This is a genomic window from Paraburkholderia sp. MM6662-R1 (genome assembly GCF_050436245.1).
Taxonomy (GTDB): Bacteria; Pseudomonadota; Gammaproteobacteria; order Burkholderiales; family Burkholderiaceae; genus Paraburkholderia; species Paraburkholderia tuberum.
Genome location: NZ_JBNDLV010000004.1, coordinates 109,411 through 131,642 on the forward strand (window position 1 = coordinate 109,411; position 22,232 = coordinate 131,642).

The 22,232-nt window shown below is 65.0% G+C and carries 19 protein-coding genes and 1 pseudogene; 8 read left to right on the forward strand and 12 right to left on the reverse strand.

Features of this window, described 5'->3' with window-relative positions; genetic code table 11:
• Window positions 1-79: 79 nt before the first annotated feature.
• The 6 genes from OKW39_RS30260 to OKW39_RS30285 all read right to left on the reverse strand — a co-directional run bounded on the left by OKW39_RS30260 (window position 80) and on the right by OKW39_RS30285 (window position 3,574).
• Entirely contained in the window at window positions 80-532 is a 453-nt protein-coding gene (locus OKW39_RS30260; RefSeq protein WP_090809752.1) for a PA2169 family four-helix-bundle protein, read from the reverse strand.
• A gap of 291 nt (window positions 533-823) precedes the next feature.
• Window positions 824-1,405, reverse strand: coding sequence for a hypothetical protein (locus OKW39_RS30265; protein WP_429333801.1), 582 nt, complete (start codon window positions 1,403-1,405; stop codon window positions 824-826).
• A 97-nt stretch (window positions 1,406-1,502) separates the two neighbouring features.
• On the reverse strand, window positions 1,503-1,847 hold the full coding sequence (locus OKW39_RS30270; RefSeq protein ID WP_090809747.1) for a DUF1488 domain-containing protein: 345 nt from the start codon (window positions 1,845-1,847) through the stop codon (window positions 1,503-1,505).
• Window positions 1,844-2,416 (reverse strand): DUF4142 domain-containing protein, encoded by a 573-nt coding sequence (locus OKW39_RS30275; RefSeq protein WP_429564338.1) that lies wholly within the window; start codon window positions 2,414-2,416, stop codon window positions 1,844-1,846. The genes OKW39_RS30270 and OKW39_RS30275 overlap by 4 nt, the downstream gene beginning before the upstream one ends.
• 60 nt (window positions 2,417-2,476) lie before the next feature.
• Window positions 2,477-3,028, reverse strand: a complete 552-nt coding sequence (locus OKW39_RS30280; protein ID WP_429564339.1) for a type 1 glutamine amidotransferase domain-containing protein — start codon at window positions 3,026-3,028, stop codon at window positions 2,477-2,479.
• 201 nt (window positions 3,029-3,229) lie between these two features.
• A complete protein-coding gene (locus tag OKW39_RS30285; protein ID WP_090809741.1) occupies window positions 3,230-3,574 on the reverse strand; it encodes a chemotaxis protein in 345 nt (114 codons plus the stop codon).
• A gap of 171 nt (window positions 3,575-3,745) precedes the next feature.
• Here OKW39_RS30285 and OKW39_RS30290 point away from each other — a divergent pair, with 171 nt between their 5' ends.
• Entirely contained in the window at window positions 3,746-5,053 is a 1,308-nt protein-coding gene (locus OKW39_RS30290; protein WP_429564340.1) for a DNA topoisomerase IB, read from the forward strand.
• A gap of 27 nt (window positions 5,054-5,080) precedes the next feature.
• Here OKW39_RS30290 and OKW39_RS30295 read toward each other — a convergent pair whose 3' ends face one another.
• Together OKW39_RS30295 and OKW39_RS30300 are read right to left on the reverse strand one after the other, a co-directional pair.
• On the reverse strand, window positions 5,081-5,377 hold the full coding sequence (locus OKW39_RS30295) for a hypothetical protein (RefSeq protein WP_429365535.1): 297 nt from the start codon (window positions 5,375-5,377) through the stop codon (window positions 5,081-5,083).
• Window positions 5,378-5,464: 87 nt separating this feature from the next.
• A complete protein-coding gene (locus OKW39_RS30300; RefSeq protein WP_090809736.1) occupies window positions 5,465-5,776 on the reverse strand; it encodes a hypothetical protein in 312 nt (103 codons plus the stop codon).
• A gap of 301 nt (window positions 5,777-6,077) precedes the next feature.
• On the opposite strand from OKW39_RS30300, the gene OKW39_RS30305 reads away from it, so the two are divergent.
• Together OKW39_RS30305 and OKW39_RS30310 are read left to right on the forward strand one after the other, a co-directional pair.
• The gene (locus tag OKW39_RS30305; protein ID WP_090809734.1) at window positions 6,078-6,581 is read left to right on the forward strand and encodes a PRC-barrel domain-containing protein; all 504 of its coding nucleotides are present in this window, start codon (window positions 6,078-6,080) and stop codon (window positions 6,579-6,581) included.
• A 62-nt stretch (window positions 6,582-6,643) separates the two neighbouring features.
• Window positions 6,644-7,057, forward strand: coding sequence for a DUF3175 domain-containing protein (locus OKW39_RS30310; protein WP_429564341.1), 414 nt, complete (start codon window positions 6,644-6,646; stop codon window positions 7,055-7,057).
• 38 nt (window positions 7,058-7,095) lie between these two features.
• Here OKW39_RS30310 and OKW39_RS30315 read toward each other — a convergent pair whose 3' ends face one another.
• Entirely contained in the window at window positions 7,096-9,861 is a 2,766-nt protein-coding gene (locus OKW39_RS30315) for a LuxR C-terminal-related transcriptional regulator (RefSeq protein WP_429564342.1), read from the reverse strand.
• A 159-nt stretch (window positions 9,862-10,020) separates the two neighbouring features.
• Window positions 10,021-10,806, reverse strand: coding sequence for a response regulator transcription factor (locus tag OKW39_RS30320; protein ID WP_429564343.1), 786 nt, complete (start codon window positions 10,804-10,806; stop codon window positions 10,021-10,023).
• A 319-nt stretch (window positions 10,807-11,125) separates the two neighbouring features.
• Here OKW39_RS30320 and OKW39_RS30325 point away from each other — a divergent pair.
• Window positions 11,126-11,413: pseudogene (locus OKW39_RS30325) on the forward strand (PLP-dependent aminotransferase family protein); the annotation flags it as partial.
• Between the two features lie 71 nt (window positions 11,414-11,484).
• On the forward strand, window positions 11,485-12,057 hold the full coding sequence (locus tag OKW39_RS30330) for an FUSC family protein (RefSeq protein WP_184047257.1): 573 nt from the start codon (window positions 11,485-11,487) through the stop codon (window positions 12,055-12,057).
• A gap of 25 nt (window positions 12,058-12,082) precedes the next feature.
• On the opposite strand, the gene OKW39_RS30335 is transcribed toward OKW39_RS30330, so the two are convergent.
• Window positions 12,083-13,063, reverse strand: coding sequence for a cupin domain-containing protein (locus OKW39_RS30335; protein ID WP_429333792.1), 981 nt, complete (start codon window positions 13,061-13,063; stop codon window positions 12,083-12,085).
• Between the two features lie 117 nt (window positions 13,064-13,180).
• On the opposite strand from OKW39_RS30335, the gene OKW39_RS30340 reads away from it, so the two are divergent.
• On the forward strand, window positions 13,181-13,522 hold the full coding sequence (locus tag OKW39_RS30340; RefSeq protein WP_429363851.1) for a carboxymuconolactone decarboxylase family protein: 342 nt from the start codon (window positions 13,181-13,183) through the stop codon (window positions 13,520-13,522).
• A gap of 364 nt (window positions 13,523-13,886) precedes the next feature.
• On the opposite strand, the gene OKW39_RS30345 is transcribed toward OKW39_RS30340, so the two are convergent.
• The gene (locus OKW39_RS30345; protein WP_090809718.1) at window positions 13,887-14,942 is read right to left on the reverse strand and encodes an aldo/keto reductase; all 1,056 of its coding nucleotides are present in this window, start codon (window positions 14,940-14,942) and stop codon (window positions 13,887-13,889) included.
• A 260-nt stretch (window positions 14,943-15,202) separates the two neighbouring features.
• On the opposite strand from OKW39_RS30345, the gene OKW39_RS30350 reads away from it, so the two are divergent.
• Together OKW39_RS30350 and pdeR are read left to right on the forward strand one after the other, a co-directional pair.
• Window positions 15,203-20,005, forward strand: a complete 4,803-nt coding sequence (locus OKW39_RS30350; RefSeq protein ID WP_429363853.1) for a DEAD/DEAH box helicase — start codon at window positions 15,203-15,205, stop codon at window positions 20,003-20,005.
• 205 nt (window positions 20,006-20,210) lie between these two features.
• Complete coding sequence (gene pdeR / locus OKW39_RS30355; protein ID WP_429333788.1) at window positions 20,211-22,214, forward strand: cyclic di-GMP phosphodiesterase; 2,004 nt, start codon at window positions 20,211-20,213, stop codon at window positions 22,212-22,214.
• The last annotated feature ends 18 nt before the right edge of the window (window positions 22,215-22,232 follow it).

Here is a 22,232-nt window from a genome sequence, read left to right on the forward strand (position 1 = left end):
TTCGCACCGATTCGACTGAACAGAACGTAATAGAGCCGGCTGACAGAGCCGGCTCTTCCTTATTGCACTGACGCGTCGGTCAATGCTTCATTGCCGCATACTGGTCGCGCAGATCGCGCACGCGGTCATGCGTTTGCAGCACGCCCTGGTACTGCCGCTCGACGATTGCCCGCACGTCCGCCGGCAAATCCTTCTCCAGCGCGTCGTGATAGCGTTTCTTCGCGACGTCCTCGCCTTTTTCGCACTCGGCAAGAATCGCATGGTCGCTGCGATTCGCTACCGCCGATTTCACGTCGACCCAGCCGCGATGCAGCGCACCGCTCATGCTGCCGCCGGTTTCGGGCTTGCCGCCCAGTGTCTGAACGGCATCCTGCAACTCACGCGCGCCGCGCGAGCAGTCCTCGGCACTCGAACGGAACAGCATCTTCAGCTGGTCGTCGTGCGCATCCTCGGCTGCCTTCATAAAGCCCTTTTCGCCATCCTTCGACGTTTCGACCAGTTCATTCAATACGGAAACAACGTTGGTAGCCATTCAATACCTCCAAGGGTTTCGTTCATCGCGGAACCCGCCGCGCGGGGCTTTTTATGTGCCTCGCGATGAATCGGTTCGACGCGCGGCGGGCTGCATTTGATAGCACGCATCACGCGTGCCCGGCACCTCGTGCGAGCCGATGTATAGCGAAAGGCAGCTCGAACGAGCGCAGCCGCCGCGCGATGCGCGGCAACCGCGGGTGTCGCGCGACGTCGAAACAGCGCGGTAAACGGAAAACGGCCCGATGATCGTCATCGGGCCGTTTTTTGTTGGTATGCCGCGTCGCCCATATCACGCGCGCTTCTCCGCGAATTCCTTGATCGGCTCGGGCGTCTTCAGCGGATCGAAATCGGCCCAGCGTCCCTGCTGCCAGCGGCCGGTCGCCTTCTCGATCGACACGCCGCCCGCTTCACGCAGCACGCGCGCGGCGTCCAGTTGATTGTCGGGCGACACGTGCACGGCGACGAGCACGCCCGAATCGCGCGACTCCTCGTGATACGGCACGCGATGGTCCGATTTGCCGCGCTCCGTGGTGCGCGACATCGCGCCGACCAGCGAGCCGACATACGCGCCGACGCCGGCCGCGAGCAGCGACACCAGCAGCGGCGCGGAAAACACCGCGAAGATCGCCACGCCAATCACCGCGCCAATCACCGCGCCGATCGTCACGCCCATGCCCGCGCCTTTAGGCGCTCCTCGCGCGCCGGGGTCGGTATCGGTGTCGCCGCCGATCGGGAAACGCGCATGCTGGCCGCGTGGATTGACGAAAAACAGCGTGACGTCCTCTTCCACGAAACCCGCATCGAACAGTTTTTGCGCCGCGCTTTCCGCAGCGGGAAAAGTCGTGAAGCGTGCCGCGACGATGAGTGACATACGGCCTCCTTATCGTTAATTGCCGTTCGTGGACCATCCTGTCGCCGCTGACGCGAGTCGGAAGCAGCGCGCCCAGTCAATGCGACATGCAGCGGCGCTACGCCGCGGCGCCGCGATCCGGTTCCATGCCTTCCACTCTGAACAGTCCGCTATGCAACACTACGCCTTCTCCGTTGTTCTGGTCGAGCGCTTCCGCGCAGACCGAGCGGATGCGCTGACGGCCTCTGTCGAAAGCGGCCATCAACGCCGCTTCAAGCGCGGACTCCGCGCCGAAATGATCTTCCAGAGCCTCGGCAGTGATCGCGCAAACCACTGGCTCGCCATCGACGCGCGCAAGAAAGCGCACGGTCAGATTGGCGCCGTCGAAGGCCGCTTCGTCATCGGGGAAAGTGATCTGCATCAGAGAGTCCTCATAAGCAGGCCGTGGCAGGATCGCGTTCATGACGAGCCCTTCAATTGGCCGGCCAGTTGCTCCGCCATCTCGAGGTGATGCTTGATGGTTGGCAGCGCTTGCGCGGCCGCGGCCTTCAGTTGCGAGTCGGTGCCGCTCTCGCTTTGCTGCTGAAACAGGTCGACCGCGCGCTGATGCGCTTCCACGCCGACCTGCTCGACATAGGCCCGATCGAACTCGGTGCCCTTCAACGTCTGCAGTTTGCCGACCAGCGCGGAATCCGCGGACGGCGTCGGCTTGAAGCCCTTCTTCGCGACCAGCCCGGCCATTGCGTGCGACAGCTTCGTGTGGTCGGCGATCATCTGTTGAGCGAACTTCTTGACATGCGGATCGTTGGAGTTCTTCAGCGCGACCTTGCCAGCGGCGATTTCAGTGGCGTCCGACTTCGACGCTTCGAGCACGAACTGCTGATCCGCGGGTGACAGCGTCGTGCTGCCGGTCGGCGCTGCGCTCGCGGGCGCATCGCTCGCCTGCGCGCAGGCCGTGTCGATCGATGCCGCGCTCACGCCCAACACGGCCAGCGCGGCAGTCAACACTTGTAGGGAATACCGGAATTTCATGCATTTTCTCCCTGTCGAATCACCGATGCGCAGGCTCCGAAGCCAACGCGCCGCCTGCGATCAAGCCGCCTTGCGCTTCGTCAGTTGCGCGATCAGCGCCTTGTTGAACGCGGGAAGGTCGTCGGGTTTGCGGCTCGAAATAAGATTGCCGTCCTCGACCACTTCCTGATCGACCCACGTGCCGCCCGCGTTGCGAATATCGTCCTGCAGGCTAGGCCAGCTCGTCACCGTGCGCCCCTTGACGATCCCCGCCGATACCGGCAGCCACGTGCCGTGACAGATCACCGCGATCGGCTTGTTCGCGTTGTCGACCGCTTTGACGAACGCCTGCGCCTGCGGCAGCAGTCGCAGCGCGTCGCCGTTCACGACGCCGCCCGGCAATACCAGCGCGTCGTAGTCGTCGGGACTGGCCTTGTCGAAGGTCGCATCGACGTCGACGGAATCGCCCTTGTCGATGTGTTTGAAGCCTTGGATCTTGCCCGGCTTCGCCGAGATCACATGGACCGTCGCGCCCGCCTCGGTGAGCGCGCGTTTCGGCTCCATGAGTTCTGCCTGCTCGAAGCCATCTACGGCGAGTACGGCTACCTTGTAGCCATTCAGTGCATCAGTCATGTGTGCTCTCCTTCATGCGGCGCCGCGCTCATGCACTTGCCCGTGATGCGTGTGCATAAGTCTGCGCCTCGCTAAGCGTGGTTACGCAAAACACGTGCCTGGTTGAGGCAGTGTTCAGCGGGCTGACATTACGTTGGCGATGCACCGACGCTGCGGTTGCGCCGTTCAGCTCGCGCCGCCGCGTGTGCAAAAGCGCCGTGGTCAGACGTCGGTTTCGTCTTCGTCGGAGCGTTCCGCGCCCGGCGGCACTTGCGGATCGACGACGTGGTCGGTGTCGATATCGCGGTCCATCTCCAACGTCGAATCGCCATCGGCCGACGCGCGCTCGCCCGTACCTGAGCGATCGGTATCGCTGCCGAGTGCGGCGTCGCCGGCTTCGAGCGCGTGATTGTCGAGCTCCGTATCGACGTCGAAATCGTGACGCCTCGCGCCCGCCACGTCGCTGCCGCTATCGGACGAGTCGCTGGGACCCAGCGCGCCCGTCGTGCCGGACGTTTGCTTGACGGTCTGCTGCGGCTCTTCATCGGGGTTGAGTGTGCTGCTCATGAAAGCTCCCTTTCCGGTTGGTCACGTCGACTTTTCCGCAAGGACCGTTCCGCCTCAGCGCGCTGGTCACCTACCAGTGGCATCGCCCTTGCTTCCCGCCGATCACACGGCACACATCGCGCCTACTCGGCGAACCGGTTCGAACCGGGTTTGAAACTTCTACCTGCAACAATGGCTACCGCGACTCATTCCACGACCACATCACGCAACCCGACCACCGCGAACGGCAACACCGAACCCCAACCGATGCCGCCGGGACTGCGCCACGCCGACGACACGAGGCCCGGCTACACACGCAAGCGCGAGCGGAACGGCTTCATCTATTTCGACGTCGACGGCAAGCGCATCGTCGATGAGGACGAGATTCAACGCATCAATTCGCTCGCGATTCCACCCGCGTACGAAAACGTGTGGATCTGCCCCGATCCGCGCGGTCATCTGCAGGCGACCGGCCGCGACGCGCGCGGCCGCAAGCAGTACCGCTATCACCCCCGCTGGCGCGAAACGCGCGATGCCGACAAGTACGAACGGATGGCCGAGTTCGGCCGCGCATTGCCCAAAATCCGCGCGCGCGTGGTGCGTGATCTGAAGCTGCCCGGCATGCCGCTCGACAAGGTCGTCGCGGCCATCGTGCAGTTGCTCGACACGACGCTGATCCGGATCGGCAGCGCAGAATACGCGCGCGATAACCACTCGTACGGATTGACGACGCTGCGCAAGAAGCACGTGAAGATCAGGGCCGGTCAATTGCGCTTCCAGTTTCGCGGCAAGAGCGGCATCGAGCACGACGTGACAGTGGACAATCCGAACATCAAGCGCATCGTGCGGCGTTGCGCGGAGCTGCCCGGTCACGACCTGTTCCAGTATCTCGACGAAGACGGCACGCGCCACAGCGTCGGCTCGACGGATATCAACGACTACCTGCGCCGCGTAAGCGGCGCGGACTTCACCGCCAAGGACTACCGCACGTGGGCCGGCAGCGTGTACGCGCTGGCGGCATTGCGCCGCTTGATGTGCAGCAGCGCGGCCGAAGCGCGTCGTCATATCGTCGCGATCGTGAAAGAAGTGGCGACGCTGCTACGCAATACGCCCGCCGTCTGCCGGCGCTGCTATATCCACCCAGCGATCGTCAGCGCGTTCGAGGCGGGGGAGTTGCAGAGCCTCGCGCCAGGCCAATCGCGCCGCGGACTCAAGGTAGATGAAGTGGCCTTTGCGGTGCTGCTCGCGCAGGCGGAAACGCGTGCGGCGAAACTCGCGCGCGCATCCGGTGCCAAAGGACGCAAGACGCGGGAGTCGTCGGTCGACGACAGTATCAACGGTTCGTTGACGAGTCTGCTAAAAAAGTCGCGCGTGGTGCGCAAGAAAGCCACCGCCGCGAAAGACAAAAGCGCCGCGGCACATTTGCGAGCCACGCCACGCGTGCGTACGCGGCGCGCTGCGCGGGAAATGGCCTCCGAACCGAAACCGCCGGCCCAGTGACGGGCTCAGCGCCGAATCGACTCCGGCTCAAACGTCTTCCTCGAACGCCGCCATCACGAGCCAAACGTCGCGTTCGCCGTCGCGTATCTCCGCCGCCAGCGCATAGGCATCGTTTGGCGAACATACGCGCGCGCGCGTGCTATGCGCGACTTCACCGTTGTCGAACACACGCTCAGTCAACGGCCGCACTTCCTGCTTGCCTTCGAACATCGGCTGTTGCCGACGATACACGAGCGTCTCGGCCTTCCAGTTGCTGAAGCACTCGCGAACATGCGCGAAGTTCCCGCCACAGATGTTCGCCTGATAATGAATCTTCTTAGTCACGATTTTCTCCCTCGATGGGGAGCGCGATATCGCCGGCGCGTTACGATGAACGCACAGGTGCCTGGCCGCGCCCGCATCGATCCAGCGTTACTGTCCCTTCGTATCGCTGCTGGCATTGGCGCCGGGCGTGTTCGTCGTATCGGTCATCGGCTTGTTTGCCTTCGACTTCTTGTGATGATGTTTCATCGACGAAGTCGATCCCATGGTGCTGCCCGTGACATTCGACGCGGGCTCGTTGCCCGCCGTCGGCGCCGCGGTCGCCGCGCCATGCGCGTTGCCGCCGCCGGTGCCGCTATTGCCGTTACCGCCGCCCGCCTGCGCGAACGCGGCGCCCGACGCGACGGCGCCCGACGCGACCATACATGCCGCGAACAGCCATGCCTTCGGATACTTGCTCATCTGGGTTCCCCCTGAAGTAAAAGGACGGGTGCGATCCTTCGGTTCCCTGCTGCCATCACTGAGAATCGAGCAAGGCCTATGCCGCGCGATGCAGTCGTCGCATGCGCGCATCGCGCTTTGCTGATCAGCGCTGGCGTCGGCACTGACGAAATAATTGCAAACGCGCTCGCATCCTTTACGCACGCGGTGCCCTCGTCGCGCGGATGCGCCGCGCGCCACGGCGTAACGGCGCCGCATGGCTAGATGGAACGGCCGTTGCTAAATGCCTCGGTACATTCACCCCTTCAAAAAGGAGCCCATCATGGTGATGCAGACCCAGACACAAGGTGCGAACATCGTCGGTAAAGGCGCCGCGACCGCGGAAGGCCCAGGTCCGGATGTTATGGCAGCGGCTACGCTCGACGGCAACAAGGTTATCAGCAGCGATGGCGAGCACATCGGCAAGATCAAGGACATCATGCTGGACGTGCGTTCGGGCCGCGTCGCGTATGCGGTGCTGTCGAGCGGCGGTTTTCTCGGCATCGGCGACAAGCTGCTCGCGATTCCGTGGCGTGCGCTGACACTCGATACGCAGGAAAAATGCTTCGTGCTGAACATGGTGGCCGAGCGCGTGAAGAACGCACCGGGATTTGATAAGGATCACTGGCCATCGATGGCGGATCAGACGTGGGCCACCACCGTGCATCAGTACTACGGCAGCGAACCGTACTGGGGCGACGTCTATACGAGGCGCGACGACCTCGGCGTCGGTGACATTCCCGCGGGTTCGTCGGATGCGCCCGAGGCCGGGGGCGTGAAGCTCTGATCGCCAAATCGACCATTTTTGACGCGTGGCGAGTCCGACATTCCGCTTCAGGAGACAACACAATGGCGACCCGAAAGACCAGCAGCAAATCGAAACGCCCTGTGTCTCGTGGCAGGTCGGGACGGCCAGCGCGTCAGCGCCACGCGCAAGCGCACGCCGCGCATCGCGCCAAAACCGCGAAGTCGAGCGGCGCATCCGGCGCGAAGAGATGGTCGCATCACGTAATGGAAACGAGCGACGCGATGGACATCCAGAAGGATATTTTCAAAACCGGCAGCGCGGAGTCCATCGCGCAATCGTTGAAGCACTCGTCGACGGCGAGCCGTCGACGCAAGGGCACGCCGTTTCAATCGGCGATGTCGATGCTCAATTTCTACATCAATCGAGCGGGCCGAAACCTGCCGAAGGAGCGGCGCAATACGTTGCAGCGGGCCAAGCGCAAGCTGCGCGAAGCGTTCGGACGAGAGCCGCGGTGAGGTGACCGGATGACGGCGCCCTCACGCGGCACGGCGCTTCAGTCGGCTCCAGGCTGAATGCCGAAGGCACTCTGCACGGCCTCGTACCGCGAATTGACGTTCAGTTTTTCGAACACGTTCTTCATGTGCCATTTGACCGTCTCGGGTGCCAGATTCAATGATCGTCCGATTTCCTTGTTGGACAGCCCGCGAGCGACGTAGCCCAGTATTTCGAGTTCACGCGCGCTCAGTGTGCCCGGCGTTATCTTCGTGTCGGCATAGCTCGACGAAGAAGATGGCGTGTTATCCGCCTCGTCGAAAGCCGACAGCACCGTGCCGATATACGTGGCGTGCCCGGTCGCGATTTCCGATGGCGTGCGGCGAAAGCGTTCCAGTAACGCACGCATCGGCGGCCCCTCGTCCACGAAGCTATTGATCATCCCCATCGCGCCGCCGATCCGCAGCGCGTTTCCCAGCGCGGCGAACGCCTGTTCCGAGGCACCGTTCTGCTCATGCGCGAGAGAAAGCAGCAGCGAAACGACGGCCTCGGCATAGCGCCAGCCCAGTGCAACCAGATTGTCGAGTGAGCGCGAGAGAAAGCCAACGGCGTCGCCGGCGGCATTTTCAGCGAGCAGAACGCGGGCTTGCAGCACGCAGTAGCTTGCCCACGTTTCCATCGCCGAGCCCCGTCGCCCTTCGCACATCATCGGTACACTCGCGCTCAGTTCGTCGGTGACCTGTCGCGCCTCGACCACCCTACCGTCGGCAAGCAGCTGTCTGACGGTTTCCGCATCGCACGCGAGCTTCAGACGCAACCATCGACGGGTTATCGCGAGCTGTCGACCGTCCTCGAGAACGGCGAGCGCCGGCCCTTTTTTGCCATCCCGCCACAGCAGGCGCGACGCGGTAAGCATATAGCGCATCAATGCGGCGAGCGGCGAAGTCTCCAGCGCGATGGTCATGCGACCGTCGATCAACTTCCGCGCCTTGGACAGCTCGTTGCACTCGTAGTAAATCGACGCAAGGCAACCGGCTACCGCGGCCGCGCCCGCCGACCACTCTCCTAGCTTGTCTTCGGAGTACCGCATCGCGACCTCCATCACCCGCCTCGCATCGGGAAGTTCGCCGTGTATCAGCGCGGCGATGCCGTACACCGCGTCGCGCAACATATCCGCGCTGTTCGGTTTCCGGCTGAGCCCCACCTGATCGACCCGCGCTCTCCATACGCGGGAGATGTAGGCGAACTGCCCTCTATACATCAAGCCGAAAATCTCCGCGCTTTGCCCGTAATGGCGTACCCAGGGTTCCGCAGGCGCCGTCGATGCCTCAACGGCACGCCCGAGTTCCAGCGCATGTTCGCTGTCGTCGTTCACGCAAGCGATCACCGCGTGGATCGCGTTGATCTCCGCCCATGCGACCTCGTCGGCTACCGACCGATCATCACGGGCCATTCGTTCGAACTCGTCGGCAATCTCGCCGATCTCCTTCGAGGCGCGCGCGGTCTCAAGCGACATCGCGAGAGCCCAGGCTTTCGCCAGACGCAAGCGCAGTCGACCCGCGATCACGTCCGGCGGCAGTTTGCGAATCCAGCCCGGCAGCATGAACGGGTCGCCGCGTTGGAGCATCTCCATCGCACAGTTTTCGGCCCACTGCGCCGCCTGCCCGATGTCGCCCGCTGCCAGCGCATGTCGCACGGCTTCGCGCCACAGGCGAGCCCGCGCGAACCACAGGCTGGCCCGGCGATGCAGCAACGGAACCTGTCGTGGCGTCTGACGCATGAGACGGCGGCGAAGCGCATTGCTCAGCAATGCGTGATAGCGATACCAGTTCTGCGTCTCATCGAGCGGCCGGATGAACACGTTATGCCGCTCGAGCCAGCCCAGCTTTTCTCCGCTTTCGCCCTCACCGCCCATGACATCGTCGCACAGCGTCGCCGTAAGCCGCTCGAGAATCGACGTGTAAAGCAAAAACGTCAGCATGGGCGGCGGCAAATGCGCAAACACCGTATCGTTCAGGTAGCGATCGATGCCGAAGCGGGAACCGGCGAGATGACTGGCGAGCGCGGCCACGTCATCGATCCGGTTCAGTCCGAGCGAAGCCAGTTGCAAACCGGCCACCCAGCCTTCGGTCGCGCTGTTCAACAACTCGACGCTGTTGCGGTTGAGCAGCGCTTTACCGGTGTGATCGAAAAACGCCTGAGCATCGTCGAGCGAAAAGCGCAGATCGTCGACATTCACACGCGAAAGTTTGTCGGGCGAGCGCAGCCCGCTCAGCGACAGAGCCGGTTCGCCGCGCGCGCCGAGCAGCACGTGCAGGTTGTCGGGCGCGTAGCGCAGCAGGCGCGACACGATCGCGAGAACGGGTTTCGCGCTCAGACGGTCGACGTCGTCGAGCACCAGGAAAACACCGCGGCCGTATGCGGCGATGCCATTGAGCAGCACTGAAATGACCGTTCTGACCGGCGTGTGTGCATCGTTATCGAGAAGTTGCTGTGCCTGCCACGCGATCTCCTGCGACGCGCGACAAAGCGCCGCCACCAGATAGGCCCCGAGTTGCTGCGGATCGTCGTCTTCTCCATCGAGACTGAGCCACGCAACGGGACGCTTCTTTCTCGTTTGCGCTTCGCTCCACGCGGCAAGCAAGGTCGTTTTGCCGAAACCCGCGGGCGCGGTCACGAGCGTAATGTGACGCGGACGTCGTTCATCGAGTCGTCGGAGCAATCCCGGCCGTTGCACGCAACCCGCGGGAAGACGCGGCGGCATCATCTTGGTCTGGATCAGCGAGACGATCCATTCACGCTCGAAACTATCAGCGGTTGTATTCATGAGGTGTCCTCTCACCGGCTATCCGTGAGAGGCATGGAGGGTCGTTGTGAATTTGCTTTGAAGATACGCCGAACCGTATGACGACTCAATGAGTCGCCGCGCAACGAGGCGCGACCAGCGCAATCCGCTTCAGGTCGCTCATGGCCTCGTGTCGGATCGCTAGCGGAGATCGCTTTGCGCGCCCTGCTCGGACCTGTCCTTCTCCGCGACAGCGTCTTCCGGCTCGGTACTCGCCGGCGCTTGCGCTTCCGCGCTGCCGGCATCGGCCTCGTCGAGGCGGTAGCCGTGCGTATAGATGGTCGTCAATCGCACGCCGTTGTCCGGATGCAGGGCCAGCTTGCGTCGCAGCCGGTAGATATGCGTGTCGATCGTGCGCGACGTACTATCCAGCTCGCGGCCCCACGCAAGCTTCGCCAGAAGCCGCTTGGAAACGACCCGTCCGACGTTCGCGAAGAGATAGGCCGCCACGTCGAATTCCTTTTCCGTCAACAAGATCGATTCGCCGTGCAGAAAAACACTGCGCTGCGTGACGTCGAATACATACGGCCCAACCGCGATTGCACTTTCCACCTTGATGCTGCGTCGTGTGCGACGCAACAGCGCGCCTACCCGTGCCCCCAGCTCTTTGGCCCGGAACGGCTTGACGACGTAGTCATCCGCGCCGGCGTCCAGCGCCTGCACGATGTCGACTTCCAGAAGTCGGCTGGTCACGAACAGCACCGCGGGTTCGCGGCCCAGGTGACGGCGTATCCAGTACAGCACCTCGAAGCCGCTCATGCCCGGCAATTCCCAGTCGAGCACCACGAGATCGACCTCGTTGGCCTGAAGAAAACTGATTGCGTCCTTGCCCCGCTCGACCTTGTTTATTCGATGCCCGGATTGCCCGATTTCCCTTTCGACCGAATCAGCTTGCGCGGGATCGTCTTCCACCAACAGGATATTCATCTATCACCTTTTTTCTTTCGCCCTGGCGACTTGAAGACCGGCCCGCTCGACAGATGCGGCGAAAGACATTCGCATCTGGAATTCCACTCACACGAGCAAGCAGTTCAAACAGGACGAAAAAGCCAACATAAAAAAATCGCCTACGGCACCAGGTCGGCGTGAGCGGCCAGCGGCGCCGGCCCCGTATGCATTGTGAATTTCGAGAAGAAAGATAGAGCCAGTCGCCTTTCAAATCCCCCCCCTTTCGGAGGGGGGGATGGTGTTTTCGAAGGGGGGTCATATTGCACGACCGTCCCCCTTATCAGTGATTCGATCTGGCGCGCGCGAACTATTGCCCGCCGAGCATCTGAAGAGCGACCCCGCATGCATGTTCGTGTGGTTGCGCGTGCCGCCGCCGTGGCGCTCGGATGACTTCGCGGCAAACGCGCTCGCGCGCGGGGTCAACACGATGCCCGCATCCGCGTTCGCGGTCGATCGCTCGACGGTCGAGCACGGCGTGCGCATCAACCTCGCTTGCGCCGAGTCGCGCGAGCAGTTGACGCGTGGCCTGCAGATTCTCGCGCACACGCTACGCGACCGGCCGCGCGCGCTGTTCGGCACGATCTAGCTCGCGGTGGAAGCGTGAAGCGGAGCCGCTAGAATACGGGACCCCCTGTCCAGCCGAGCCGCCTTAATCCGATGACTCCGTCCGACGATTCAAGCCCTTCCTCGCGCACGCACGCCGCCGATGCGCTGTTCGCTTTCCTGAAGACGCTGCCGCTCGGCGACCGCTTGATCGAGGGCGGCTTCATGGCCGTGCAGGCCGTGGCAGGCGCGAGTCTCGCGTTCGGCATCGGTCGCGCGCTGCACACCGAGCAGGCGTTCTGGGCCGCCATCACCGCGATCGCGGTGAGCCAGCATAGTTATATCGACACCCGCAAGCTGTCGCGCGACCAGTTCATCGGTGCGATGGTCGGCGGTATTTGCGGGTTGATCGGCACGCTCGCGGGCGGCGGCCATTTTGCCGCGTACGCGGCGACCGTGGCGGTCGCGATCCTGATCTGCTGGGTCGTCAACGTCGGCAGCGCAGCGCGCCTCGGCGGCATCACCGCGACGATCATGCTGCTGGTGCCAGGCATCGGCACGGCGTGGGACAAGGCCTTTCTGCGGCTTGCCGAAGTGACGCTCGGCACGGTCTGCGCGCTCGTGGTCGCGCGACTGATGGCGTCGTTCGAAAGGCGCGTGTTCAGCAAGGGCGGACCGCCCAGATAGAATCGCCCACGCGTTGAGTCTTTAGTCACTCATCCAGAGCATCGTCCGTTGGTGTGCGGCGCCGGTAACGTCCCGGCGTCACACCGACGCTTTGCGCGAACGCCTTGCCGAACGCCGCCTCCGATTGATAGCCGACCGCCTCGCCGATGTCCGCCGCGCTGCGTTGTGTGCGCAACAGCAGATCGCTGGCGATCGCCATGCGGATCTGCGTCAGAAAATCCATCACGGTCACGCCCGCGCGCTCGTTGAAGTGGCGCGCGTAGGTCGCGCGCGACATCGCCGCGCGCTCGCCGAGTTCAGAGATCGTCCATGCGCGTTCGGGCGCGTCGAGCATGGCCTGCACCGATGCGCCGAGGCGTGCGTCCGTCAGCAACGCGAGCATCCCGGTGCCGTTCGCATTGCGCTCGCCGTGCACGCGCAGTGCCATCGCGAACAGCGCGTGGCTCAAGGCCGTCACGATCGCGAGCGCGCCAGGCTGACGCCGCTCCGCTTCGCCGCGCATCAGAGTGATCACCGCCTGCAACGCATCGAGCGTTTGCGCATCCCCGAGCGATACGTGCAGCGGATCGGGCAGCACATTGAGCAGCAACGCCGATGAACCAGGTGCATAGACGAAGCGGCCGCACAGCAGATCGACGCCGTCATGAACCGCGGTGTCGTTGGGCGCGTGCGCGGCCGTGGCAGTGGTTTCGTGGCCATCGTTGCGCCGCACCGGCAGCATGCCGTCATGCCCGAGCGTCAACGGCAGGCCACCCGCCGAGCGCTTTACGTCGCGCATGCGATGCGCGGCGCCACGCGGAAACAGCATGAAATCGCCGGCCCGCAATTCGAGCGGCTCGCCGGCGGCGGTCTCGATCACACAACTGCCGTCGAGCACCAGATGAAACGGCGCGACGCCCGCCTCCAGCGGCGCATGATCGATGTCGAATGCGCCTGATAGCAGGCAGCGAAGATCGAGACTCGCTTGAGGCCGGGCAAGGTCGATCAGGCGACTGAGCGTGTCCATGAGACGAGCGCGCTAAAAGTTGAGTCGAATGAGTATTCAGGATATCGCGGCGCGGCGCAATACTTTGTCCCACGACGCCGGCAACCGCCGGCGCGCAACGGACCAAGGAGCACTGCGATGTTGAACTGGATCGATTACCGCAAGGAACTGTTCGGCCGTATCGGCGAAATGACGAAGCTCGCGCCCGAAAGCGTGAAGGCGTATCAGGCGATGTCGAGCGCCGGTCAGAAGACCGACCTGCTCGGCGCGAAAATGCGCGAGCTGATTGCGCTCGCGGTAGCGGTCAGCCTGCGCTGTGACGGCTGTATCACGGTCCATACGGCCGAGGCGCTGAAGCACGGCGCGACCCGCGAGGAAATCGCCGAAGCGCTCGGCGTCGCGATGGCAATCAACGCGGGCGCGACGCTGGTGTACTCGGCGCGCACGCTGGACGCGGTCGCCGCGCATACGCAGGGGTAAGCGAGGTTGATGATTAGCCGCAGCGACCGCCAAGTCATCGTCCGTCCTTACGTGCCGCATCGACCGATCATGTCCGGCGATGCGGCGCGCGGCCCTTGTTGAAGCGATCGATCAAACGCGTACCGGCCCGATGACCGTTCTCAGAACTGAATCGTCGTGCGAGACTTTCAGTCTCGCGGACGTCGAGACCTGAGCGAGTGCCGAAACGAAATGGCCGCGGAGAACCTGAGAGCGGTGGATCGTCTTCACGAGTTGGCGTTTTTTCCAGTCGACCCGCCTCAGGCCCACGCGCGCGAGCATGAAACTCGCGCGGCCCATCGATGAAGATTCGGGCTTCCAGGGCGAACGCGAGTACGCCGTCGCGTTATCGCTGCACGACGTGCCGAACCTCGGCCAGTTGCTGCCGGCGTTGCTCGCCCTGCCGCTCCAGCATCCAGCCGGGGTACTCCGCCGGCAGCGCGCTGACTTCGGCCAGCTTCGCGAGCTCATCGGCGGATAGCGCGACGTTGGTCGCCGCGATGTTGTCGTCGAGCTGCTCGATTTTCTTCGCGCCGACGATCACCGTGCTGACGACACGCTGATGCAGCAGCCACGCCAGCGCGATCTGCGCGACCGAGACGTTTTTCGCTGCAGCGATTTTGCGCATCACGTCGATGCAGTCATACGCGCGCTCGCGATCGACAGGCGGAAAATCGAAGTTCGTGCGACGGCTGCCCGCCTCGGCCTGCTGCTCGCGTCCGTATTTGCCGCTCAGCAAACCGCCGGCGAGCGGACTCCACACCATCAGGCCGAGGCCTTCGCTTTGCAGCATCGGCACGAGTTCGCGTTCGAGATCGCGGCCCGCGAGGGTGTAATACGCCTGCAGCGTTTCGAAGCGCGCGGTGCCGAGCCGCTCGGCGATGCCGAGCGCCTTCGCGATCTGCCACGCGGCCCAGTTCGACACGCCGACGTAGCGCACGTGGCCGTGCTGCACGAGCGTATCGAGCGCGCGCACGGTTTCTTCGATCGGCGTGGCGGGATCGAAACCGTGGATCTGATACAGGTCGACGTGATCGAGTTGCAGACGCTTCAGGCTCGCCTTGATGCCGTCGAGGATGTGATAGCGCGACGCGCCGCGCGCGTTTGCGAACTCGCCGGTCTGGCCGAACACCTTGGTCGCGATCACGACCTTGTCGCGCGGTACTTGCAGATTCTTCAGCGCCTGGCCGGTGATCTGCTCGGACAGGCCGCCCGCGTAAACGTCGGCGGTGTCGATGAAATTGATGCCCGCGTCGAGCGCCCGGCCGACCAGCCGCTCCGCGTCGTTCTGCTGCAGATCGCCGATCTGCCGCCAGATGCCTTCGCCACCGCCGAAGGTCATCGTGCCCAAACACAACTCTGAAACAAACACACCGGTACGGCCCAACTGGTTATATCGCATGTCGACGCTCCATCGTGGGTGCAGGAAGAGTCGTCAAGCGTACTGGAATTGGCGGAGGTTGGTAGGAGTGGCACACACGCCGCAAAGACTACGAATTCCAGCAGCGGCGCGAAGCCCGATGCGCCGCGCACGAGCCGCGAAAACCTGCGAGACTGACGGCTATTGCGCCGTCAGCGTGGAATGACCCACAACCGCCAAAACGGTCGACATTGCCCGGTACCGACTGGATATCCCCCCGCGCCGCCCTCATCTGCACAAGCATGACTTCGGCAAAGACTTCCGCCGCACTCGACGCGGCGCCCCGCTCCCGCAAGACCCGCTCCACCGCGAGCGCGGCGCGCCCCGCCGCGCCAGCCTTACCGCCAGCCCAGCAGGCGCTCGACGGTTTTCACCCAGCCGTCGCCAACTGGTTCCAGCAAACCTTCGCCGCCCCGACCGACGCACAAGCCGCCGCGTGGCCGCAGATCCGCAGCGGCCGCTCGACGCTGGTCGCCGCGCCGACGGGCTCCGGCAAGACCCTGACCGCATTCCTGTCCGCGCTGAACGAGCTGGTCTCGCAAGGCCTCGCGAACGGCGGCACGCTGCCCGACGAAACGCTGGTCGTCTACGTGTCGCCGCTGAAGGCGCTTTCGAACGACATCCGCCTGAATCTGCAACTGCCGCTGCAAGGCATCGCCGCCGAACTCGACAGGCTCGGCCTGCCGCCGCTCGACATTCGCACCGCGGTGCGCACCGGTGACACCACGCAGCAGGAACGCAATGCGTTGAAAAAGCGCGCGCCGCACATTCTCGTGACGACGCCCGAGTCGCTGTACGTGCTGCTCGGCTCGGATTCTGGCCGCCGCATGCTGGCAACGGTGCGCACGGTGATCGTCGATGAGATTCATGCGCTCGCCGGCAGCAAGCGCGGCAGTCATCTCGCGCTGAGCCTCGAACGGCTCGACGCGCTCTGCGCCCGGCGCCTGCCGCGCATCGGGCTGTCGGCGACGCAAAAGCCGGTCAGCGCGGTCGCGCGGTTTCTGGTCGGCGGCGCGAGCCTCGAGAGCGACGTACCGGCCGGGTGCGCGGTGATCGACGTCGGCCACGTCCGCGCGCGCGACCTCGCGCTCGAGATCCCGCCGGTGCCGCTCGAAGCGGTGATGGCCAACGAAGTGTGGGAGCGCGTCTACGACCGGCTCGCCGAGCTGGTCGCGCAGCATCGCACGACGCTGATCTTCGTCAACACGCGCCGGATGGCCGAGCGCGCCGCGCGTCATCTGACCGAGCGGCTCGGCAAGGACGCGGTCGCTGCGCATCACGGCAGTCTCGCGAAAGAACATCGTTTCGACGCCGAACAGCGCCTGAAACGCGGCGAGCTGCGCGTGCTGATCGCGACCGCTTCGCTCGAACTCGGCATCGATATCGGCGACGTCGACCTCGTCTGCCAGATGGGTTCGCCACGCGCGATCGCGCCGTTCCTGCAACGCGTCGGCCGCTCGGGCCACCACGTGGGCGGCATGCCGAAGGGGCGGCTCTTTCCAGCCTCGCGCGACGACCTGCTCGAATGCGCGGCGCTGCTCGATTGCGTGCGGCGTGGCGAACTCGATGCGCTACGCATCCCGCGCGCGCCGCTCGACGTGCTCGCGCAACAGATCGTCGCGGAAGTGTCGAGCGCCGAGTGGAGCGAGGATGCGCTGTTCGACATGCTGCGGCGCGCAGCGCCGTACGCGGATCTGTCGCGCGAGCAATACGACGCGGTGCTGCGCATGCTCGCCGAGGGCTACACGAGCCGCCACGGTCCGCGCGCCGCGTACGTGCATCGCGATGCGGTAAGCGGCACGCTGCGCGGCCGGCGCGGCGGCAAGCTGGTCGCCGTGACGTCGGGCGGCACGATCCCCGAAAACGCCGATTACGCCGTCGTGCTCGAACCGCAGGCGATCAACATCGGCACCGTCAACGAGGACTTCGCGGTCGAAAGCCTCGCCGGCGATGTGTTCCAGCTCGGCAACGCGTCGTATCGGATTCTGCGAATCGAGAGTGGCCGGGTGCGGGTCGAGGACGCACAAGGGCAACCGCCGAACATTCCGTTCTGGCTCGGCGAGGCGCCGGGGCGCAGCGACGAGCTGTCTTTCGCGGTCGCGAGATTGCGGGAGCAGGTCGAGCGTTTGCTGACGGAGGGCGAACCGGCGTCACACGCGGTTGCGTCGGTGCCAATCGCCGCGGCGCAATTCGAAGCAGCCGCAACGCCCGCGAAATCCGCGGCAAAGAGAGGACGCAAAGCGAAAGCTGCCGTGGCGCAGAGCGCGACGCAGACCACAACGGCGTCCGCAACCGCCGCAGCCACGTTGCCCGCGAGCGAAGCCGAACCCACGACCGCGCGCCTCGACCACGCCATCGCCTGGCTCGCCGACGAGCTCGCGCTCGACGAGCCCGCCGCGCGCCAGATCGTCGAATACCTGGCGCGTGCCCGCGCCGCGCTCGGCGTACTGCCGACGCAGAGCACGCTGGTGATGGAGCGCTTCTTCGACGAATCGGGCGGCACCCAGCTCGTGATCCACTCGCCGTTCGGCAGCCGCGTGAACCGCGCGTGGGGGCTCGCGCTGCGCAAGCGCTTCTGCCGCAGCTTCAACTTCGAGTTGCAGGCCGCCGCCACCGAAGACGCGATCGTGCTGTCGCTGACCGGCAGCCACTCGTTCGTGCTCGACGAGGTCTGGCGCTATCTGCACTCGAACAGCGCCGAACGTCTGCTGATCCAGGCACTGCTCGATGCGCCGTTGTTCGGCGTGCGCTGGCGCTGGAACGCGACGACCGCGCTCTGCCTGCCGCGCTACACGGGCGGCCGCAAGACCGCGCCGCAACTGCAGCGCATGCGCAGCGAGGATCTGCTCGCGAGCGTGTTTCCCGAGCAGGCCGCGTGTCTGGAGAACGTCGTCGGCGAACGCGAGGTGCCGCGCCACCCCTTAGTCGACCAAACCATCGACGACTGTCTGCATGACGCGATGGACAGCGAACGCTGGCTCGCGCTGCTGCGCCGCATCGAGCGCGGCGAGTTGCGGCTCGTCGCGCGTGATCTGCCGGCGCCGTCACCGCTCGCCGCCGAAATCCTGACCGCGAAGCCCTACGCGTATCTCGACGACGCGCCGATCGAGGAGCGCCGCACCCAGGCGGTGCTGAACCGCCGCTGGACGGACCCTGAAAGCGCCGACGATCTTGGCGCGCTCGACGCCGCCGCGATCGACAGCGTGCGCGACGAGGCGTGGCCGCAGGCGCGCAACGCCGACGAAATGCACGAAGCGCTGACGGGCCTCGCGTGCATCACCGGGGCCGAGGCGCTCGCGCACGAGGATTGGCCGACGCTGCTTGCGGCGTTGGCGAAAGCCGGCCGGGCGACGCGCTTGCCGCTGGCCGCGCAAGCCAACGCGAGCACGGGCAACGACAACGCCAGCGACAGCGCCAGCGACAGCGGCAGCGCACTGTGGCTGCCCGCCGAACGCCTGACCTGTTTCGAAGCGCTGTACCCCGGCATCGCGCGCAATCGCTACATGCCGCCGCTGAGCGCCCCGAAGGGCTACACCGAGAACTGGAGCGCCGACGACGCGCTCGTCGACGTGTTGCGCGCGCGGCTGACCGGCTTCGGCCCGCTGACGGTCGAGGCGATCGCGCGCCCGCTCGGTTTGCCGGCCGACCGGATCGAACAGGCGCTGATCAGGCTCGAAGCCGAAGGCTATCTGTTGCGCGGCCGCTTCACGCCGCACACGAGCGACGAGGAATGGTGCGAACGACACCTGCTCGCACGCATCCACCGCTACACGGTGAGGCGGCTGCGGCGTGAGATCGAGCCGGTCGAGCGGCACGACTTCATGCGCTTCCTGTTCGAATGGCAGCATCTGACGCCGACGACTCAGCATCTGACGCCGACGACTCAGCATCTGACGCCGACGACACAGCATCTGACGCCGACGGCTCAGCATCTGACGCCGACGGCTCAGCATCTGGCGCCGACGTCGCGCGCCGAAGGCCGCGACGCGCTCGCCGCCGCGCTCGACCAGCTCGAAGGCTTCCAGGCTGCGGCCGGCGCGTGGGAGGAAGACATCCTGCCCGCGCGCGTGCGTGCCTACACCAGCAGTTCGCTCGATGAGCTATGCCGCGCCGGCAAGATCGTCTGGACCCGCCTGACCGAGCGGGCGCGCGGCGCCGCCGGTCCGGTCCGCGGCACGCCGATCGTGCTGCTGCCGCGCGTCCAGCTGCGTGCGTGGCGCGCGCTGCTCGATCCGGCGCGCCAGGTCGAGTTGTCGGCGCTCGCGCAAAGCGTGCACGACACCCTCGCGCAACACGGCGCGATGTTCTTCGACGAACTGCTCGCCGAGGTGCGCGTGCTGCGCATGGAGCTCGAAAACGCGCTCGGCGAGCTGGTCGCGGCCGGCCTCGCGAACTCCGACAGCTTCGCGGGCTTGCGCGCGTTGCTGAAGCCGGTCGCCAAGCGCAACGCATTTTCCAGCAGCCGGCGCGCGCGAGCGAGCGCGCTGATCGGCGGCATGGACGACGCGGGGCGTTGGGCGCTCGTGAGCCGTCCGCCCGCCGTTGCGCCGGAAAATCCCCCCGAACGGCGGCGCCAGTTGCCGCCCGAGGCGCTCGAACACGTCGCAATGACGTTGCTGCGCCGCTACGGTGTCGTGTTCTGGCGCGTGCTCGAACGCGAGGCCGAATGGCTTCCGCCGTGGCGCGATCTGCTGCGCGTTCTGCAGCGGCTCGAGGCGCGCGGCGTGATCCGCGGCGGGCGGTTCGTCAACGGACTCGCGGGCGAGCAGTTCGCGCTGCCCGAGGCGATTCCGCTGCTGCGCGAGGTGCGCCGGCAGCCGAACGACGGTGCACTTATTTGCGTTGCTGGGACCGATCCGCTGAATCTCGTCGGCACGCTGCTGGTCGGCGACAAGATGCCGGCCGTGACCGGAAACCGCGTGCTGTATCGCGACGGCGTGGTGGCGGCCACGCTGGTGGCCGGCAAGTTCCGGTTCGACGCGGCGCTCGACGCCAACCCGCCCGAACGCGAACGCGCCCGCGCGCTGCTGGCGCGCCGCCTCTAGCAACGTCATCGTGGCGTCGTTCTGGCGGGTAATAATCGCGCCGCGCGCGGCCGCGCCGGCCCATACTCATGCTTAGCAAAACGTTAATGATTCTTCGCTCGAATTGTCACGCTTAGATACAATGAGGCAGTTTCACTTTAGTATGAGGAAGACTGTCTGCCGCCGCCCGCCTTGCTACGGACCGCCGGCACACTCCGGGGATTTCATGAGCGACCAGCTACACGACCAGGTGCTTCACGCGCGGTTCGGCACGAGCAGCCCTTGCTGGCGCCTGGCGGCCGCCAGCGACACGCTGGAACTCGTGCCTGCGCACGGCCACGCGGCTGTCGGCGTCGCCATTTCCCTCACCTCTTCTCAAGCTTCCCAGGTCCGCGCGCTGAGCGGCGTGACCTCCCACGTCGTCGTCGACGTTCAGTTGGACGCCGCGCCGCTGCGGCTGCATCTGGTCGGCAAGAAACTCGATTGTCATGGCTGGGGCGGCACCGCGTCGGCCGATGGCGACACCGAATCCGTCGCGCGAGCGCTGCTGCACGGTCTGTCGTTCGCTGAACAGGTCGTCTCGGAGGTCAATTCGGTCGTCGTGATCGTTGACCGGAACGGCCGGATACAGCGCTTCAACCGGCTCGCCGAGGAGCTGACCGGGCTCAGCGAAGAGGACATCATCGGCCGCAGCGTCTGGACGTTGTTCATGTCGTCCGACGACGACCGGGTCTCGAACGAGGTCAGCGCGAATTTTTTCAATCGTGGCGAACCGTACGAGATCGAACGGCGCATTAAAACGGTGCACGGCGAACGGCTGTTCCTGTTTCGCAACAAATTCGTGCGCAGCGGCAGCGGCATCGAAGAGCAGTTCCTGATCTGCTCGGGTACCGACATCACCGAGCAACGGCTCGCGCAGGACCGCCTGATCGAGCAGGCCACCACCGACCCGCTCACTGGCCTCGCCAATCGCAACGCGATCCAGGAGCGCATCCAGATCGCGATCGAACTGGCGGCGCCGGGCGAAACCGTCGGCGTCCTGTTTCTCGATCTCGACAACTTCAAGAAGGTCAACGATCACTACGGCCACGTGTTCGGCGACCGCCTCATCTGCGACGTGTCGGACGCGATCCGCGACTGCCTGAATCCGGGCGACTCGCTCGCGCGTCTGGGCGGCGACGAATTCATCGTGCTCGCGGCGAAGGGCTTCGCGCATGAACTGGAAAACACCGCGCAGCGCATTCTCGATCGTATGCGCATGCCGTTCGCTGTCGGGCTCGTCGAGGTCTATACCGGCTGCTCGATCGGCATCGCGCGTTCGCCCGAGCATGGCGAAACCCTCGAATCGCTGATCCGTTCGGCCGATACGGCGATGTACGTCGCGAAGGACGAAGGCAAGCGCACGCATCGCGTGTTCTCGCCGGACATGAATCGCCGCGTCGCGGAGTTCATGTGGCTCGACACGAATCTGCGCCGCGGACTCGACGAAGGCCAGTTGGCGCTGCACTATCAGCCGAAGCTGAACCTCGCGACGGGCGCCGTGCAAGGCGCCGAAGCGCTGGTGCGCTGGAATTCGCCGGAGCGCGGCCAGATCATGCCGGCGGAATTCATCCGTTATGCCGAGGAATCCGGACTGATCGGCGTGCTCGGCCGCTGGGTGATGGAAACCGCAGCGAAACAGGCGGCCCGCTGGAAAGCGGCCGGCTATGACCTGCGCGTCGCGATCAACGTGTCGGCGCGACAGCTCACGGATACAGCCGTGGTCCGCCATTTCACCGAGGCATTGCAGCACGCGAGTCTCGATCCATGCCTCGTCGACCTCGAACTGACCGAAAGCTGCCTGATCGAAAACGAAGCGGCCGCGATCGAGCTGATCAAGCAGTTCCGCCAACTCGGCGCGCAGGTGCATCTCGACGACTTCGGCACCGGCTACTCGTCGCTGTCGCAACTCGGCCGTATTCCGCTCGACGTGATCAAGCTCGACCGCAGCTTCACGCGCTCGATCCACGCGGATATGAAGGCACAGGCGCTGGTGCGCTCGATGGTCGCCGTCGCGCAGGAGCTCGATTTCCAGGTGGTCGCCGAAGGGATCGAAACCGAGGCGGAAGAAGCCTTCATGAAGGGGCTCGGCGTCGATTACGTGCAGGGCTTCCTGTACGCGAGGCCGATGCCCGCCACTGAGTTCGAGCGCTGGCTGCTCGATAGGCGCAAGCTCAGACTGATCGCCTGAGCCCTGCCGTCGCGCGCT